The organism is Arthrobacter gandavensis (assembly GCF_039528575.1).
In the GTDB taxonomy this organism is placed as follows: Bacteria; Actinomycetota; Actinomycetes; order Actinomycetales; family Micrococcaceae; genus Arthrobacter_B; species Arthrobacter_B citreus_B.
Map to the genome: position 1 here is coordinate 960,965 of NZ_BAAALV010000002.1, position 16,926 is coordinate 977,890.

16 protein-coding genes and 3 tRNA genes are annotated in these 16,926 nt (G+C 65.5%); 13 read left to right on the forward strand and 6 right to left on the reverse strand.

All coding sequences use genetic code 11. The annotated features are described in order from the left end of the window. Positions 1–24: 24 nt before the first annotated feature. Complete coding sequence (locus tag ABFX29_RS07765) at positions 25–516, reverse strand: YajQ family cyclic di-GMP-binding protein (RefSeq protein WP_055239270.1); 492 nt, start codon at positions 514–516, stop codon at positions 25–27. A 148-nt stretch (positions 517–664) separates the two neighbouring features. Between ABFX29_RS07765 and ABFX29_RS07770 the strand changes: the two genes are divergently transcribed. From ABFX29_RS07770 to amt, 6 genes are all read left to right on the forward strand, one after another. Then, positions 665–1,111, forward strand: a complete 447-nt coding sequence (locus ABFX29_RS07770; protein ID WP_152226347.1) for a hypothetical protein — start codon at positions 665–667, stop codon at positions 1,109–1,111. Between the two features lie 91 nt (positions 1,112–1,202). Continuing rightward, positions 1,203–1,284 (forward strand) — tRNA-Tyr (locus ABFX29_RS07775). A gap of 164 nt (positions 1,285–1,448) precedes the next feature. Beyond that, complete coding sequence (locus ABFX29_RS07780) at positions 1,449–1,895, forward strand: MarR family winged helix-turn-helix transcriptional regulator (protein WP_152226348.1); 447 nt, start codon at positions 1,449–1,451, stop codon at positions 1,893–1,895. Positions 1,896–1,961: 66 nt separating this feature from the next. Next, positions 1,962–2,360: a thioredoxin gene (gene trxA / locus ABFX29_RS07785; protein WP_091602462.1), complete on the forward strand. Its 399-nt coding sequence runs from the start codon at positions 1,962–1,964 to the stop codon at positions 2,358–2,360. A gap of 233 nt (positions 2,361–2,593) precedes the next feature. After that, entirely contained in the window at positions 2,594–3,820 is a 1,227-nt protein-coding gene (fdhA, locus tag ABFX29_RS07790; RefSeq protein ID WP_152226350.1) for a formaldehyde dehydrogenase, glutathione-independent, read from the forward strand. Positions 3,821–4,110: 290 nt separating this feature from the next. Continuing rightward, positions 4,111–5,697, forward strand: coding sequence for an ammonium transporter (gene amt / locus ABFX29_RS07795; protein ID WP_211372339.1), 1,587 nt, complete (start codon positions 4,111–4,113; stop codon positions 5,695–5,697). Positions 5,698–5,769: 72 nt separating this feature from the next. Here amt and ABFX29_RS07800 read toward each other — a convergent pair whose 3' ends face one another. Both ABFX29_RS07800 and ABFX29_RS07805 read right to left on the reverse strand, forming a co-directional pair. Beyond that, positions 5,770–6,048, reverse strand: a complete 279-nt coding sequence (locus tag ABFX29_RS07800) for a putative quinol monooxygenase (protein ID WP_152226354.1) — start codon at positions 6,046–6,048, stop codon at positions 5,770–5,772. Between the two features lie 38 nt (positions 6,049–6,086). Further along, the gene (locus ABFX29_RS07805; RefSeq protein ID WP_152226356.1) at positions 6,087–7,043 is read right to left on the reverse strand and encodes a DNA-3-methyladenine glycosylase family protein; all 957 of its coding nucleotides are present in this window, start codon (positions 7,041–7,043) and stop codon (positions 6,087–6,089) included. A 123-nt stretch (positions 7,044–7,166) separates the two neighbouring features. On the opposite strand from ABFX29_RS07805, the gene ABFX29_RS07810 reads away from it, so the two are divergent. Both ABFX29_RS07810 and ABFX29_RS07815 read left to right on the forward strand, forming a co-directional pair. After that, entirely contained in the window at positions 7,167–8,537 is a 1,371-nt protein-coding gene (locus ABFX29_RS07810) for a cystathionine beta-synthase (protein ID WP_152226358.1), read from the forward strand. A gap of 45 nt (positions 8,538–8,582) precedes the next feature. Then, positions 8,583–9,731, forward strand: a complete 1,149-nt coding sequence (locus ABFX29_RS07815; protein ID WP_152226360.1) for a cystathionine gamma-synthase — start codon at positions 8,583–8,585, stop codon at positions 9,729–9,731. A gap of 19 nt (positions 9,732–9,750) precedes the next feature. On the opposite strand, the gene ABFX29_RS07820 is transcribed toward ABFX29_RS07815, so the two are convergent. Beyond that, positions 9,751–10,167 carry a hypothetical protein gene (locus tag ABFX29_RS07820; protein WP_152226362.1) on the reverse strand — a complete coding sequence of 139 codons (417 nt, stop codon included), beginning with the start codon at positions 10,165–10,167 and terminating at the stop codon, positions 9,751–9,753. Between the two features lie 247 nt (positions 10,168–10,414). On the opposite strand from ABFX29_RS07820, the gene ABFX29_RS07825 reads away from it, so the two are divergent. From ABFX29_RS07825 to ABFX29_RS07835, 3 genes are all read left to right on the forward strand, one after another. Next, positions 10,415–11,701, forward strand: a complete 1,287-nt coding sequence (locus tag ABFX29_RS07825; RefSeq protein ID WP_170287718.1) for a glycosyltransferase 87 family protein — start codon at positions 10,415–10,417, stop codon at positions 11,699–11,701. Between the two features lie 10 nt (positions 11,702–11,711). After that, positions 11,712–12,365 carry an MOSC domain-containing protein gene (locus ABFX29_RS07830; protein WP_152226366.1) on the forward strand — a complete coding sequence of 218 codons (654 nt, stop codon included), beginning with the start codon at positions 11,712–11,714 and terminating at the stop codon, positions 12,363–12,365. 333 nt (positions 12,366–12,698) lie between these two features. Then, complete coding sequence (locus ABFX29_RS07835) at positions 12,699–14,606, forward strand: DEAD/DEAH box helicase (RefSeq protein ID WP_152226369.1); 1,908 nt, start codon at positions 12,699–12,701, stop codon at positions 14,604–14,606. A 45-nt stretch (positions 14,607–14,651) separates the two neighbouring features. Here ABFX29_RS07835 and ABFX29_RS07840 read toward each other — a convergent pair whose 3' ends face one another. Continuing rightward, entirely contained in the window at positions 14,652–14,912 is a 261-nt protein-coding gene (locus tag ABFX29_RS07840) for a PLD nuclease N-terminal domain-containing protein (protein ID WP_152226371.1), read from the reverse strand. A 43-nt stretch (positions 14,913–14,955) separates the two neighbouring features. Beyond that, a complete protein-coding gene (locus ABFX29_RS07845) occupies positions 14,956–16,350 on the reverse strand; it encodes a GAF domain-containing serine/threonine-protein kinase (protein WP_152226373.1) in 1,395 nt (464 codons plus the stop codon). A 234-nt stretch (positions 16,351–16,584) separates the two neighbouring features. Here ABFX29_RS07845 and ABFX29_RS07850 point away from each other — a divergent pair. Then, positions 16,585–16,656: transfer RNA gene (locus tag ABFX29_RS07850), tRNA-Thr, on the forward strand. A 73-nt stretch (positions 16,657–16,729) separates the two neighbouring features. Next, a tRNA-Met gene (locus ABFX29_RS07855) sits at positions 16,730–16,803 on the forward strand. Positions 16,804–16,926: the final 123 nt, after the last annotated feature.

Genomic DNA, 16,926 nt, shown 5'->3' on the forward strand with positions numbered 1-16,926 from the left:
GTTGTGTGCGGACGGATCGAAGGTTTAGCGGAAGTTGATGAACTGCAGGTCAACGTCCAGGTCTGCGCCCTTCAGCATGGCCATGGTGGCCTGCAGGTCATCGCGGGACTTGGAGCTGACGCGCAGCTCGTCGCCCTGGATCTGGGACTTCACGCCCTTGGGGCCTTCGTCGCGGATCATCTTGTTGATCTTCTTGGCCTGGTCCTGGGCGATGCCTTCCTTCATGGAGGCTTCGATCCGGTACTCCTTGCCGGAGGCATAGGGCTCGCCGTCATCGAGGGACTTCAGGGAGATTCCGCGCTTGACCAGCTTGGACTGGAAGACATCCAGGACGGCCTTGACACGTTCCTCGGAGTTCGCCTTCATCAGGATCTTCTCGCCGCTGAAATCGACCTCTGCGCCGACGCCCTTGAAATCGTAGCGCTGCGCAATTTCCTTCTGCGCCTGGTTCAGGGCGTTCGCGACTTCCTGCTTGTCGATCTTGCTGACGACGTCGAATGATGACTCGCTGGCCATAGTGCGCTCCTTATGTACATGGATAGGTGGACTTCTCCTGTGCACCAGCCTAATAGGTGGGCGCAGCCCACGGGCAGCTCGGATGCTCACAGGAAGTATCCAGCCGCGGTGGACAGTCCTCCCATCTGGCTGGGAAAGGGTGGGATTCATGAGCACGCACCCCACCGAACCGAAGGAACCTCCGCGTACAGCCGTGCCGGCTGCCGAGCAGGGACAGGCTCCCGTGCCGCCGGGAAAGCCGCTCCCTCCGGGGGCGGCAGCGCAGGTGTCCGCCGCGTCGCCGCGCCGCTCTGCCGGAATCCGGCTGCGGCAGGCTGCGGCATCCTCAGTGCTCGCGGCTGTCTCGGTGACCGGAGTGGGCACGGTATCGGCGCAGGCCCGCGAACCTCAGGAAGCGGCCGTCTTTGTTCCTGCCGGGGATGACGCCGCCGTGACGGTTCTTCCGGTCCAGGACGCTGAGGCCCGGGAGCGGACAGAACGCCTGGCGGGTGTCCGGCAGGACCTCGCCAACGCCGTTGCCTGGGGCAGCGTGACGGCGGCGCAGGCAGAGCATTTCTACGCCCAGATCAGCGCCCGGATTGCCCGCGGACTGTAGCCCGGAGGCCCGATTCGATTCTTGGCCGAATGTTCTGTAAAGTTGTCTTGCCCGCGGTTACCGCGGACAAAGTCTTCGCAAGAAGGCCTTCGGCAGATTACCCGAGCGGCCAAAGGGGGCTGACTGTAAATCAGCTGGCAATGCCTACGGGGGTTCGAATCCCTCATCTGCCACCGAAGAGAGAACATCCCCGGTCCCAGGACCGGGGATGTTCTTTTTTGTTTTCGCAGGTCCCGGGGGCACAGGAAGCAGTCCGCAGCAAAATCTCGGCACAAAAGCAGCCGTTATGGGCACGCCCCCCAGAACTATGTGACTAGGCCGTCTAGTGTTTCTAAGCATGAAAGAGGACCTGGCTCTGGACCGCCTTGCCGAAGAATTCCGGGAAGCGCTGCGCGAAGCCGTCTTCCTCGTGCGCCACATGGACACGGAGTTCGGAATCACCTCCAACCAGCTCGGTACGCTGCGGATGGTCGCTGCTGAGGGCATGCGGGTCTCGGATATAGCCAGGAACCTGGGCGTCAAGGTTCCCAGCGCAACCGAGCAGATCATCCGCCTTGAGCATGCCGGCCTGGTGCGGCGCAGCCCGGACCCCGAGGATTCACGCGGCGTCCGGGTCAGCCTCACACCTGACGGGCGCCACAAACTGGCAGTGGAGACCCAGCGGCGGGAATCGCTGCTTTCGGACCTCCTGGGCCAGCTGGGCACCGGCGAGCGCGAAAAACTCCGTGAGGCGCTGCCCGTGATCGCCAAGGTGACGCACATGGGATTCTCCACCATCAGCTGATCCGGTTCTTCACCGCAGAGCGAACAATTGCAGACATCGTCCAGCTGGGGGGATAGCGTGGCTGGTATGGCAACTATTGACATCACCGAGGCAACGTTCCCCGAAACCATTGAGGAAAACGACATTGTGTTCGTTGACTTCTGGGCGGACTGGTGCGGCCCGTGCAAGCAGTTCGCACCGGTTTACGACGCCGTCTCGCAGCAGCACGAGGACATCACCTTTGCAAAGGTGGACACCGAGGCAGAGCAGGGCCTGGCCGCTGCCGCCGGGATTACCTCCATTCCCACCCTGATGGCGTTCCGCGAGAAGGTGCTGGTGTTTTCCCAGCCCGGCGCGCTCAACGCCAACCAGTTCAGCGAACTGGTTGAAGCAGTTAAGGGACTGGACATGAAGGCTGTCCACGAGCAGATTGCGGCCCAGGAACAGGGCCAGGCAGCAGCAGGCCAGGACGGGCAGGCCAGCTAGCCGCCCACAGCACAAGCTTCAGCAGGGAGCTCCTCCAAGCGGAGGAGCTCCCTGCTGTGCTTTAACGTCCCGAACCGTGCACGGATTGGGATTTCACGGGCACATATTCGCCCTAGCCGCCCGCACTTTTGGGTTGTAGTCTCGGACAACCCGGGGGGCTGTGCGGCCGCCGGCTGCCCGCCTGCCGGGGAACCCAGTCAACGTCGACCAAGGTTACAAGGCGAGGAATACCAATGAGCGGTAATCGAGCAGTTGCTTATATCGAACCCGGTGTTGTGGAAGTCCAGGACATCGACTATCCCACCTTCGAACTGAAAGACGGCCCGGGCGTCAACCCGGCCAATGTGGGGCGGAAACTGCCCCATGCAGCCATCCTGAAAGTCCTGACCACCAACATCTGCGGCTCCGACCAGCACATGGTCCGAGGACGCACCACGGCCCCGCCCAACCTGATCCTGGGCCACGAAATCACCGGCGAGGTGGTGGAAACCGGCCCCGACGTCGAATTCATCAAGGTGGGCGACGTGGTTTCCGTCCCCTTCAACATTTCCTGCGGCCGCTGCCGCAACTGCAAGGAACGCAAGACCGGGATCTGCCTGAACGTGAACCCGGACCGGCCCGGCAGCGCCTACGGTTACGTGGACATGGGCGGCTGGGTAGGCGGCCAGGCGGAGTACGCACTGGTTCCCTACGCAGACTGGAACCTGCTCAAGTTCCCGGATTCAGACCAGGCGATGGAGAAGATCATGGACCTGACCATGCTCTCCGACATCTTCCCCACCGGATATCACGGAGCCGTCACCGCGGGCGTGCGCACAGGTTCCACGGTCTACATCGCCGGCGCCGGCCCGGTGGGTCTGGCAGCCGCTGCCGGCGCGCAGCTGCTCGGTGCCGCCGTCGTCATAGTCGGTGATCTCAACGAGGACCGGCTGGCACAGGCACGCAGCTTCGGCTGCGAAACCGTGGATGTCTCCAAGGGCGATCCCAGGGACCAGATTGAGCAGATCCTGGGAGTCCCGGAGGTTGACTGCGGTGTCGATGCGGTGGGCTTTGAAGCCCGCGGGCACGGACACGGAGCGGGACAGGAAGCCCCCGCAACGGTGCTCAATTCGCTGATGGATATCACTGCGGCCGGCGGGGCGCTGGGCATTCCCGGGCTCTACGTCACGGGCGACCCGGGCGGTGTGGACGAGGCTGCCAAGGTTGGCTCGCTGTCCCTCAGCCTGGGGACCGGCTGGGCGAAGTCGCTGTCCTTCACCACGGGCCAGTGTCCGGTGATGAAGTACAACCGCGATCTGATGATGGCCATCCTGAATGACCGGGTGCAGATCGCCAAGGCCGTGAACGCCACCGCGATCCGCCTTGACGACGCACCGGAGGCCTACCGGGAGTTCGACTCCGGCGCCGCCAGGAAGTACGTCATCGATCCGCACGGGGTCACGGGCTCCAACGCCAACTAGGCACGTTCCGCACAGGGCCGCCGGGACGGCACGAGCTCGAATTGCGTTCCCCGGCGGTCCTTTGCGCGCCCGCACCTTCCGCCCGCAGAACACGCGTCGCTAGACTCGATGGGCCGGAGACACCCCTCCAGCTTCATGGACCTCCGGCAGCACCACTCATGCGGGACACGAGTTGGAAGCGGGGACACCATGCGCGAACTCCTCACACGCCGGGATGCTGTGACAGCCCTGGACCGGGGCACGTCCCCGCCGCCCCCGGACAGAGATGCCCACGGGCCCGGAGCCGCGCAGTGAACGGGGCGGATACCGCCTGGGTGCTGGTATGCGCCGGACTGGTGCTGTTCATGACGCCCGGCCTGGCACTGTTCTACGGCGGAATGGTTCCCGTGCGGAACGTCCTGACCATGATGATGCAGAACATCATTCCGCTCGGCGTCATCACTCTCACGTGGGTGCTGGTGGGCTACACGCTGGCCTTCAGCAACCAGGGGAACTCAGTCCTGGGAGAGTTCGATGCCTTCGCACTGATCGATGTGGATACTCCCCAGTTCCACACCGTAACGGCGGGTGTGACTATCCCCGCCCTGGCGTTTGTGGCCTACCAGATGATGTTCGCCATTATCACCCCGGCCCTGCTTACGGGTGCCACTGCCGGAAGGCTGAAGTTTGCCGGCTGGACCATATTCCTGGTGGTCTTCTCGATTGTGATTTATCCGCAGGTGGCGCGCTGGCTGTGGAATCCCAAGGGCTGGCTAACGCAGCTCGGTGCCCAGGACTGGGCCGGCGGCCTGGTGGTCCATGCTTCCGCGGGCGCCGCAGCGGTGGCGGTCCTGCTGGTGGTGGGACGCCGCCGGGGATGGCCCAACCTCAAGACCTCACCCAATAACCTGCCGCTGATGCTGGTCGGTGCGGGCATCCTGTGGTTCGGCTGGTTCGGGTTCAACGCAGGAGACGGCCTGCAGGCAAATGACATCGCAGCGCAGGCGCTGGTAAACACCCACGTGGCTGGCGGCTCCGCCATGCTCACCTGGCTGATTGTGGAACGCCTGACCAGCGGCCACTCCACGCTGGTCGGCGCGGTGTCCGGGGCGGTCGCCGGCCTGGCCACCATCACCCCGTGTGCCGGCTACGTGAACACGGGGTCCGCGGTGCTCATCGGACTGATCGCAGGGTGCGTCTGCTGCTTCGCCGTCCGGCTCAAGCACCTGCTGCGCTACGACGACGCGCTGGACGTGATTGCCGTGCATTTCGTGGGTGGGTTGATCGGTTCGTTCATGCTGGGGTTCTTTGCCGACAGCAGGGTCAACCCGGTCAGCGCGGACGGTCTGTTCGCCGGGGGAGGCGGGATCCTGCTGTGGCACCAGACGGTGGCGATCGTCTGTGTGGTGGCCTTCTCATTTGTGCTCAGCTGGCTTGCGGCAGCGCTTATCAACCGGACGATCGGGCTGCGCGAACCGGGGCCGGAGCAGGATTCCCTGGACAAGGTGCAGCAGGGCCAGGCCGCTTATTCCCTCAGCGGGGTCACCACCCACCCGACCACCAGCGGCCGCGGTGCGGATGCGCCGGAAGCCAACGCGGTTCAGCCGGGCGAGCCCCGGCATGTAATCAGTGCGATCGTCAACACCGATCGGATCGACGGGCTGCGCGATGCACTGCTAATGGCCGGTGCACGGTCCATCGAACTGATGGAAACCACCGTTTACACCGGCCGGGTGCATACCGAAATATTCCGCGCCGACGTGCGGAAGCTGGATTTCGAGGACCGGATGCGCGTGTACGCGTCAGTGGATGACGAGCACGAAGAAGCAGTGGCTGCGGTCCTGCGGCGCTTCGGCGCTGAACCGGAGTCCGTCCACCGGCTTGAAATCAGCCCGTAGCAGGCCCCGGCTTCCGCCGGAAACAGTTCCCGGGCCGCCGCGGCGCCCCGGGAACTGCTCCGTGTACCGGGCCTAGCCGCGGTGCAGTGCCACCGGTTCTGCCAGCAGGGCGCTGAGGGACTCATCCAGGTCCTGTTTGGCGGCCCCGCGGGAGTGCCGGGCGAGGTCATCTTCGGATGCCCACTGCTCGGTCAGGACGATCCGGTCTTCGGACTCCTCGGTGATCTCATAACGGAGGCAGCCGGGTTCGGCCTGGACCTGCTCGATCGCGATCTCCAGGGCCAGCTTGACCCGGAAGAACTCTCCGGGGTTGGGAATGAATACGGCTGTCAGGTCTACGGGTGCGCTCATTTACCCAACTTTAGGCGAACCGGTGGCCGGGGGAGCGGTCAGTGCCTGCGGTGGTCCTGCGGCGTGAGCCGGGGTCCGTAGGCCTGTTTGCGGAAACCGGTGAGGATGATCAGGCGCACCACCCGCTGGCGATGTCCGCGCCACGGCTCCAGCAGCGCCAGCATGCCGGCGTCGTCCGTCCGCTTGCCGGTGAGGGCCGCGCCCACGTACGCGGCGAGGTGGAAGTCGCCCACTGAAACGTGGTCCGGTGAACCATGGGTGCGCTGCAGGATCTCCGCCGCAGACCAGGGGCCGATGCCGGGCAGGGACTGGAGCCTGGCACTCACCGCGTCCCCCAGCGGTTCGGCTGCCAGGCGCTCCAGGCCCGACGCCGATCCACAGGCGCGCAGGATGGTGCGGGAACGGTGTGAATCCACTCCGGCGCGGTGCCAGTCCCAGCTGGGGATGCGCCGCCATCCGGCGGCATCGGGAGGGAGCATCAAACCGGGGGGAACCGGTCCGGGTGCGGGTTCGCCGAAGCGCCGTACCAGGTAGCGCCAGGCATGGACTGCCTCCATCTGCGTCACCTTTTGGCCCAGCACCACCGGTATGAGGGTTTGCAGGATCCTTCCGGTGCTGGGCAGCCGAAGGCCGGGATGATGCCGTCGGGCATCCTGGATTCCGGCAGGCAGGGTCGCGAGGAAACCAGGATCGTCGAAGGAGGACCAGTCGTCCTGTTCACCGAGCAGCGCTGGGACGGAGGCGAGTGCTTCCTCGGCGCCCGGCCCCCAGGCCTGGGCGGAAACCCGGGCGGGGGAGCGCAGCGCCCCGGCGTGCTGCCGAAGGCAGAGCGCGGCGGGCCCGGCAGCGGTGCGGAACGCCAGCCACGCCCCGGTTGGGGAAACCTGCACGGTGGGGTCGGAGGCACCGAAGGCCACGGTCCCCAGGGTTCGGCTCATATCCAGTGGGCGGGAGGATTCAAACTCACCGCGCATGCAGGCCGAACCGGAAGACATGCCACCATGCTCGCACGTCCGGTGTGAACTTCTGTCCCAAAACAACGCCGACAGTAAGCAAGTTTGCTACGCCGTGTTCAGCACGGCCTGTTCCTTCGCGGCCCAGCCAGTAACGTGGTGCCCATGAAGTATGCCAACACTGTCCTGGACCTGATCGGCAACACCCCGCTGGTGAAACTCCACCACGTCACCGAAGGCATTGAAGCCACGGTGCTGGTGAAGCTGGAGTACCTCAATCCCGGCGGATCCATCAAGGACCGCATCGCCGTGAAGATGATCGAAGCGGCCGAGGCGGAAGGCAAACTCCGCCCGGGCGGGACGGTGGTTGAACCGACAAGCGGCAACACCGGCGTCGGGCTGGCACTGGTGGCCCAGCAGAAGGGCTACAACTGCATCTTCGTCACACCGGACAAGGTTGGTGTTGAAAAGCGCGACGTACTGCGTGCCTACGGTGCCGAGGTAGTGGTGACGCCCACCGCCGTCGCCCCCGAAAGCCCCGAGTCCTACTACGGAGTATCCGACCGCCTGGTGCGGGAAATCGACGGCGCCTACAAGCCGGACCAGTTCTCCAACCCGGCTGCCCCCGCCAGCCACTACGAGTCCACCGGTCCCGAGATCTGGAACGACACCGAGGGAAAGCTCACCCACTTCGTCGCAGGTGCAGGCACCGGCGGAACCATCACCGGCACCGGCCGCTACCTGAAGGAAGTCTCCGCGGACCGCGCTTCCGGACCGGTTCGGATCATCGCCGCAGATCCGGAAGGATCTGTGTACTCCGGCGGCACCGGACGCCCGTACTTCGTCGAGGGTGTGGGCGAGGACATGTGGCCGGGCAACTACGACCCCTCGGTTCCTGACGAGGTCATCGCCGTCAACGACGCCGAGTCCTTTGCCATGACCCGCCGCCTGGCCCGTGAAGAAGGCCTGCTGGTGGGCGGATCCTCCGGCATGGCCGTTGTAGCCGCCCTGCGCGCCGCCAAGGACCTGGGCCCCGAGGACGTCATGGTGGTCCTGCTGCCGGACAGCGGCCGCGGCTACATCGGCAAGATCTTCAACGACGGCTGGATGAAGTCCCACGGTTTCCTGGCCGAGACGGAGCAGGACGCCACTGTTGCGGACGTGCTCGCTGTCCGCGGCGGCGGGGATGCCCCGTACGTCCCGAAGACCGCCACCGTCCTGGAAGCCGTGGAGCTGCTGTCCCGGCACGGCGGCAGCCTTCCGGTGCTGTCCCACGAGCCGCCGGCAGTCCTGGGCGAAGTGCACGGCTCGGTGGACGAGCGCTCGCTGAGCGAAAAGCTCTTCCGCGGCGAAGCAAAGCCCGGGGACCCGGTCGGTGACCATCTCTCGGCCAAGCTGCCGCAGATCGGTGCCGGTGAATCCGTGTCAGCTGCCATGGAACGCCTGGCCGAAGCGGACACCCTGCTGGTCGCCTCCGGCGGCACCTGGCACGGCGTCCTTACCCGCCGCGACCTGCTCTCCTACCTCAGCGCCTAGACCCACAAGCCCCGACCGCCGCCGCGCCGGCACAGGAGGAAAACCATGACTGAAGGCTTCAACACCCGCGCCATCCACGCCGGACAGACCCCGGACCCCACCACGGGTGCCGTGATTCCGCCGCTGTACCAGAGCACCACCTACGCCCAGGACGGGATTGGCGGACTGCGCAACGGCTATGAATACGGCCGCGGCACCAACCCCACCCGGGATTCGCTCCAGGAACAGCTCGCGGCCCTGGAAGGCGGACGCCATGCGTTCTCCTTCAGCTCCGGCCTGGCGGCCGAGGATGCCCTGATCCGCGCCCTGCTGGCGCCCGGGGACCACATTGTCCTGGGCAACGATGCATACGGCGGAACCTACCGGCTGATCAACCGGGTGCTTTCAGCGTGGGGCATCACCAACGCAGCCGTGGACATGTCCAATACCGCGGCCCTGCAGGAGGCTATCGCCGCGGGGAACACCAGGATCGTGTGGCTGGAAACGCCGTCGAACCCGATGATGAAGATCTCCGACATCGCCGCAGTTGCGCAGGCAGCACACGACGCCGGTGCCCTCCTGGTAGTGGACAACACCTTCGCTTCTCCGTACCTGCAGCAGCCGCTCTCCTTCGGAGCGGACATTGTGGTGCATTCGACCACCAAGTACATTGGCGGCCACTCAGACGCGGTTGGCGGGGCAGTGATCCTGAACGACGACGACGCCGCCGAGAAGATCGGGTTCATCCAGTACGCCGTGGGCGCCGTTTCGGCTCCGATGGAAGCCTGGTTGACCACCCGCGGGCTGAAGACCCTGGGGGTGCGCATGGACCGGCACTCTTCCAACGCCATGGCGGTGGCCCGGTGGCTGAAGGAACAGCCTGCTGTCGAGTCGGTGCTGTATCCGGGGCTGGAAGAGCATCCCGGGCATGACCTCGCGAAGGCCCAGATGAAGGACTTCGGCGGCATGGTCTCGGTTAGCTTTAAGGGCGGGGAAGCGGCAGCCCGCAAGGTTGCGGAGTCCACGAAGGTCTTCACCCTGGCTGAGTCGCTGGGCGGCGTCGAATCCCTGATGAATTACCCCTCGGAAATGACCCACGCGTCTGTAAAGGGTACTGAACTGGCCGTTCCGGAGAACCTGCTGCGGCTCTCCGTTGGCATTGAGGACATTGAGGACCTCATCGCGGATTTGGACCAGGCGCTGAAGCAGCTCTGATTCCGCCGGCGTGCTGCGCTCAGCGGCGCCCCGTCAGCCGGCGCCGCCGGACCCTGGGGTCCGTCGTGGCGTAGAAGCGGGTGCTCTGCGGCAGCCAGAGCAGCACGGCACAGGCCAGGAGCAGTGCGCCCAGCGCAATGAGCGAAGGGCCGCGGAACAGCAGGGGAACACCGGCTATGAGCCCCAGGGTGGTTAGGGTTTCCCGGCTGCTTCGCTTTCCCCGGCGGAGCCGCAGGGCATAGAAAGCGGTCAGGGCGCCGAGGGCGATCCCCAGGATTCCCAGGGTCAGCAGGCCCTGGGAATCCTGCCGCTGCGTCTGCGCAGTAAACAGGAAAGAGCCACCGGCCAGGATCAGGACGACGGCGGCAACCAGCCAGGCCGCCGTGGCCAGCCGCATGGTGGCGGGCATCGGGGTCAGTGGATGTGTCTTGCTCACGCTGGGTCTCCTTTGTGGGATCCGTCCGCCGCTGCAGGCTGCGCAGGCATCCCGTTCACTGACTACGGTAGCGGCAGTCGGGGCCGGACTGCCTGAACATGACCTGCGCCGCGGCAGGACCCCGCCCGGCTGTTTACGGGACATCAGGGCCAAAATCCCCCTCTTCAGCCATCTGCGCCGGAGCAGGCAGGTAGAGTGTCCCTCGCTCGCCCGCTCGCCGAACGGCGGCAGCACAGGAGGGAAGCAGATGGCGCAGGGACTGCGTTCTCAGGCCGCGGGGGCGGCGCTGGTGCTCGGTGCGGCTGCGGTCTGCGCCGGCCTCCTGGCCCTCGCCATGGTCCTTGCGCCGCGGGACGGCATCGACTTCCGGGTTTACGTGGCAGGTGGCCAGACGGTCCTGAAAGCCAGCGGCGAACTGTATTCCGTCGGAATCCCCAACCCGCCCAATCCCTCCCTCATGTTCACGTACCCGCCTGCGGCTGCCCTGCTGTTTGCGGTTCTCGCACCCTTTGGCGACGTCATCGGCTTCAACATCTTCCTTGGTCTCTCCCTGGCGCTGACCGCCCTGACTGCGCTGTGGCTCGTGGCGCACTTCAGCGGTTCCGGAAGCATCAGGTCCGTGCTGAGGGGGTTCTGGCTCCGGCCGGCAGCCATCGTGGCGTTCGGCCTGATAGCTGCCCTCGGGCCGTGGCGGGACACCCTGGCCCTGGGACAGATCAACATCATCCTGTTTGCGATGGTGATGGTCGACTTCCTGAACCGCAGCGAGCAGTGGCCGCGGGGCCTGCTCACCGGAGTGGCAGCCGGACTGAAGCTCACACCGCTGGCCTTCGCGTTCTACTATCTGGTGCGCGGTGACTGGCGCGGCCTGCGGAACATGGCCTTTGGTTTCCTTGCCACCTTCGGTCTGGGGTTCCTGATCCTGCCCCGGGAATCAAAGACCTACTGGGGGGAACTGCTCCCGGACACCTCCCGGGTGGGCGGAGGAGCGTATGTGGACAACCTCTCCTTCCGCGGAGCTCTGCTGCACTTCGCCGGTCCGGAGGCGGACGTTACCGTTCCGTGGCTGCTGCTGTGCCTGGCCGCTGCGGCGGCCGCCGCCGTCATCATCCGGCTGGCAACAATGGCCGGGATGGATCTGCTGGCCCTCACCGCGGCGGCACTGCTGATGCTGCTGGCCTCGCCGGTCTCCTGGTCCCACCACTGGGTATGGGCGGCACTCTTCCTGCCCCTGGCTGGTGCAGCGGTTCGGGGACTGCCCCGGCAGCGGCGGGCCATGCGTCTCACGGGATGGGTTCTGCTCGTCGCCACGGCCGCGGCCTTCTACCTCACGCCCAAGGGAATCGGCAGGCTGCTTGGCGCAGAGAGCCTTGATTCCCAGATCCCGGAACCGTGGCTGATGGCCTCCAGCGCGGGGGTCTTCTGCGGTGCCGCCATGCTCGCCTGGTTCCTTGCCCTGCTCTGGCCGGACCGGCCTCGCCGCTGGTGGCGCGCCGCACCGGTCTCCGGCGCAATCCAGGTACCGCGCACCTAGACTATTGCCCATGACTACCGGATCCCTCCTGGCTATCTGCCGCGTGCACGCCCTGCGGCCCACCACCGACGCGGTCGGAGTTAGCGCCATCGACAAGCGGGCGGTTGAAGGACCCGTGAAGGTTTACGCACTGGGGCTGACCGGCGACGTGCAGGCCGACCGCAGGCACCACGGCGGTGAGTCCAAGGCCGTTTACGCCTACTCGCAGGAGGACGCGGATTACTGGGCAGCGGAACTGGGTGAGCCTGTGCCGGCGGGCCGCTTTGGCGAGAACCTCCGGGTGGCGGGGATTGATGCGTCCCGAGCAGTGGTGGGGGAGCAGTGGCGGATTGGCACGGACGTTGTGCTGGAAGTGACGTGCCCGCGCACCCCCTGCCGCAACTTTGCCCAGTACATGGGCCAGCCGAAGTGGGTGGCACGGTTCGCCGCGGCCGGACGGCTGGGAACCTACCTGCGCGTTGTTTCCCGGGGTTCAATCCACGCCGGAGATACAGTGGAAATCATCTGCCGCCCGGAACACGGTGTCACCGTGGCAGACGTGTTCGAAGGGCTCTCCGCTGAGCAGCATTCCCGCTTGTCAGAGGCGCATTCGGAGGGCATGTACCTGTCGCCCGAAATTCGCAAGGTACTGCGTCGGCAGCCCGCTGCCCAAGACGCATTTTAGGCTGTGTGCCGGACCTCACTGCGCTATTCTGCGGGGGTACCGGCCGCAATGCCGTACACTTGAGGAATCCCCCACTCCGGTATTCCCTGATTTTCCTGCGGACTAGAGTCCATTTGCAGGTACGTTGTGTTGGGGCCCGCATAAAACATGCGGGCAGATTCATCTCCTGGGAGCGCCGGCAAAGAAATCGTCACACCGAGCCGCGAATCGCAACCCAGTGATACAGGCCCACAGCTGTGACGGAGAGTCCTGCCTGGGATTGCAACAGTGCCCGGACTTACGTACTCACAGCCGTCAAACCGGCTGTCCGGCCCCACTGATGAGGAATATCCCTTGCCTGAAAACACCCAAGAAATTGTCGAAGAAAACACTGCCGTTGAAGCTGAAGAAGCCCAGGTATTGTTCTCCGATTTCAACCTGGATGCACGCATCCTCGCCGCGCTGACCGACGTCGGCTACAAGACCCCCTCGCCCATCCAGGCAGCCACCATTCCCGTTCTGCTTGAAGGCCGCGACGTCGTGGGCCTGGCCCAGACCGGTACCGGCAAGACCGCAGCCTTCGCCGTTCCCGCACTCTCCCGCATGGCAGAGCTCGCCGAGGTCAACGGACCCACCAAGGACACCCAGATCCTGGTGCTGGCCCCCACCCGCGAACTCGCCCTGCAGGTAGCCGAGGCCTTCACCTCCTACGCCGTGCACATGGACGACTTCACCGTCCTGCCCGTCTACGGCGGCTCCCCCTACGGCCCCCAGCTGGCCGGCCTGCGCCGCGGTGCACAGGTTGTTGTGGGTACCCCGGGCCGCGTGATCGACCACATCTCCAAGGGTTCCCTGGACCTGTCCAACCTGCAGTACCTGGTCCTGGACGAAGCAGACGAAATGCTGCGCATGGGCTTCGCTGAAGACGTTGAGCAGATCCTCTCCACCACCCCGGATGAGAAACAGGTTGCCCTCTTCTCCGCCACGATGCCGGGCGCCATCCGCAAGATCGCCAAGAAGTACCTGAACGATCCGGCTGAAATCACCGTCAAGTCCAAGACCACCACCGGCGTGAACACCCGCCAGCGGTACGTGCAGGTCATGGGCCCGCACAAGCTGGACGCCATGAGCCGCATCCTCGAGACCGAGGACTTCGACGGCGTCATCGCCTTCGTGCGCACCAAGATGGCTACCGAGGACCTGGCTGACAAGCTGAAGTCCCGCGGCTACAAGGCGGCCGCCATCAACGGCGACATCCCGCAGCAGCAGCGCGAGCGTACCGTCGAAGCACTGCGCGACGGCAAGATCGACATCCTGGTTGCCACCGACGTCGCCGCCCGCGGCCTGGACGTCGAGCGCATCAGCCACGTCTTCAACTACGACATCCCGCACGACACCGAGTCCTACGTGCACCGCATTGGCCGTACCGGCCGTGCAGGCCGCAGCGGCGACGCCATCCTCTTCATGACCCCGCGTGAGAAGTACCTGCTGCGTGCCATCGAGAAGGCCACCCGCCAGCCCGTTGAGCACATGCAGCTGCCCGGTGTTGACGTTGTCAACGCCAAGCGCCTGGCCAAGTTCTCCGAGCGGATCACCGAAACCCGGAACACCGAAGACCTCTCCGTCTTCCGTGACCTGGTCACCAAGTACATCGCCGAGAACGACGTTCCCGCCGAGGAAATCGCCGCTGCACTGGCCGTTATGGCCCAGGGCGGACGCCCGCTGCTGATGGAAGAGATTCCGCAGGCACCGGCCCGCCAGCGCGAGCGTTCCGAAGGCCGCAACGACGGTTTCGGCTCCCGTGGCCCGACGCGCCCGCTGACCGAAGGCAATGCGACCTACCGCATCGCCGTCGGACGCCGCCAGCGCGTTATGCCCGGTTCGATTGTCGGCGCCATCGCGAACGAGGGCGGCCTGTCATCCTCGCAGATCGGCGGCATCGACATCCGCGCCGACCACACGCTCGTGGAACTGCCGGCTGACCTTTCAAAGGACCAGCTGCGTGCCCTGTCCCGCACCCGGATCGGCGGCGAGCTGATCCACCTGGAACTGGACAAGGGACGCCGTCCTTCCCGCGAAGGCGGCTCCTACGACCGCGCTGACCGCGGTTTCAAGAAGGACTTCAAGAAGCGCGACGGCGAGCGTTCCTTCGGTGACCGCGGCTCGGACCGCCCGTACAAGAAGAAGTTCGACGGCGACCGCAGCTTCAGCAAGCCGGCCGGCGCCGGCGCCGGTGCGCGCAAGCCGCGTTTCCGCGACTAAGAATCACTGGCAGGTTGGGCGTCCTTCGGGGCGCCCTTCCTGCGTTTAAGCCCGGTTGATGCGCTCCGTTGCCGGTTGGGTCCGGGCTCGCCGGGAGCGGTAGCGATGGAAGAACCACGCGGCCGGTCCCAGGACGGGGAACGCGAGGATACCCAGCAGGCACAGGAGCTTCACTCCCGCGGCCAGGGTCTTGTCCCGGGCCAGTGAGATGACGGCGGCGACGGTGAGCGCCAGGATGGCAGCTCCGATGGCCATGGTCAGGAACTCCCACGTTGCCGGGATAACCGGGTTGCTGTCTTGTTCCACGCTGCCCCTTTTCGCTCGTTGCCGTTGCCGGCGCGGTTTCGGGTCAGTCTGCCACAGTCAGCTCGCCGGACAGGGGTGCTTCGCTGTTGCGGACGTTCCTGACCGTCCGGCGCAGCTGCAGCACGTCCGCCGCCAGGGCGGCGAGGTCCCGCAGAGTTGCTTCCTGTTCGCCGGTGAGGCTGCGGGCCTTGCGGTCCATGATGCACAGGGTGCCGATGGCAAGGCCCTCGGTGGTGCGCAGCGGTACTCCGGCATAGAAGCCAAACCCGGGGGAGGTGACCACAAGCGGGTCGCCCGCGGTACGCGGATCCTGCTGTACGTCATCGACAATGAACGGGGTGTTCTCACGCACGGTCACAGGGCAGAGGGATGCGCCCGCCGGGGCAGAACCGCGGCTCGTGCCGCTGCCGGACATGGTCCACACCCGGTCCTTGCCCACGATTGAAACTGCAGCCACCGGTACACCCAGCAGCCGGGCAGCGAGTGCGGTGATCCGGTCCAGCACCGGATCTGCTTCCGCCTCCGAGGCAGCACCGTGCTCCTCCGCCGCACGGATCCGGTCGGGATCCTCACCTGCGGCGGTGCTGCGGCGTCCGCGGCCTGCGGTGGCCAGATCCTGCATCGCCTCTGACACCTCATGGGCCGAGGGCCGCTCAGCGGGGTCTATGGAGGTCATGGGGCGGAGGATCCCAGTCCACTGCGGTCCCAGGGACTCAGGGATCTGAGGGCCGCGGAACAGGCGCGCCAGGGCGCTTTCAACCGCCATGCCCGGGAAAGCACGTTCTCCGGTCAGGCAGCGCAGCAGCACAAGGCCCAGCGAGTAGACGTCGCTGGGCGGGCCGGCCGGTTCGGAGCGGACCTGTTCAGGGCTCATGAACCCTGCGGTCCCGGTGAACTCGTCGCCCTGCGGGTTGGGGTCCCCGGCCATCTGGGCTACGCCGAAGTCCGTCAGTTTGGCGCGCAGCCGGGTTTCGTCTTCGCGGTAGTCAAACAGCAGGATGTTCGCGGGCTTGATGTCCCGGTGCACAATGCCGCCGCGGTGCATGTAGTCCAGCCCGATTGCCAGGTCGTACGCCAGGTGTGCCACCTGGCGGGAGGGCAGCTTGCCCTTGGCCAGCCGGCGGCTCAGATCCGAGCCCTGCACCAGTTCCATGGCCAGCCACACGATCGAGGTGCCGGACGGCGAGACCTCCGTGCCGGCGTCGAACAGAGTGATCAGGCTGTGGTGGTTGAGCTGGGCCAGGACTTTCGCCTCGGCTTCGTTCCGTCGGCGTTCTTCCTCCGTACGGGCAAGGGAAGCAATGAGTTTTACGGCGACGTCGCGGCCAAGCAGTTCATCTACCGCACGGTGCACCGATCCCATGGAACCGGAACCGATCCGCTCCTGCAGGCGGTATCTGCCGCCCACTACCGTCCCGGGACCCATTTGCCTTGGCATCCGCGCACTCCTGTATGAATCTGGTACTGCCGGCGGGGAAACGGCGGTGTGGAAACCCTGTTGTTTCCTGTCCTTAAGTCTATGTCCGCAGTAGCTTCCATGGGCCGTAAGACAGGCCGCTGACCTGCGAAGAGAGTGTCTTCAATCACAGATGCCGGGTTTGGTCCGAATCGATTTCGTGATGCGGAGAAAGTACTGGTAGAGTCTTATGTCGTTGCCCCGGTGAGGGGCGATGCCCCGATAGCTCAGTGGTAGAGCGCCATCTTGGTAAGATGGAGGTCCCGGGATCGATTCCCGGTCGGGGCTCTCAATGGGAGGGTCCGCGTTTGTAAGCCTGTTGTTCAACACTAGGCGAAGCACGCGGGCTTGACTCATTTATGGCGGTGTAGCTCAGTTGGTTAGAGCGCACGACTCATAATCGTGAGGTCGGGAGATCGAGCCTCCCCACCGCTACAGAGCAAAACCCCCGGGATCTTCGAGATTCCCGGGGGTTTTCTGGTTTCCAGGGTGCTTCAGGGTGCCCGGTCCCGGGAAGCCGCACGCCGGCCCGCCGAACGAGGCCGCCGGAAAGTGGCG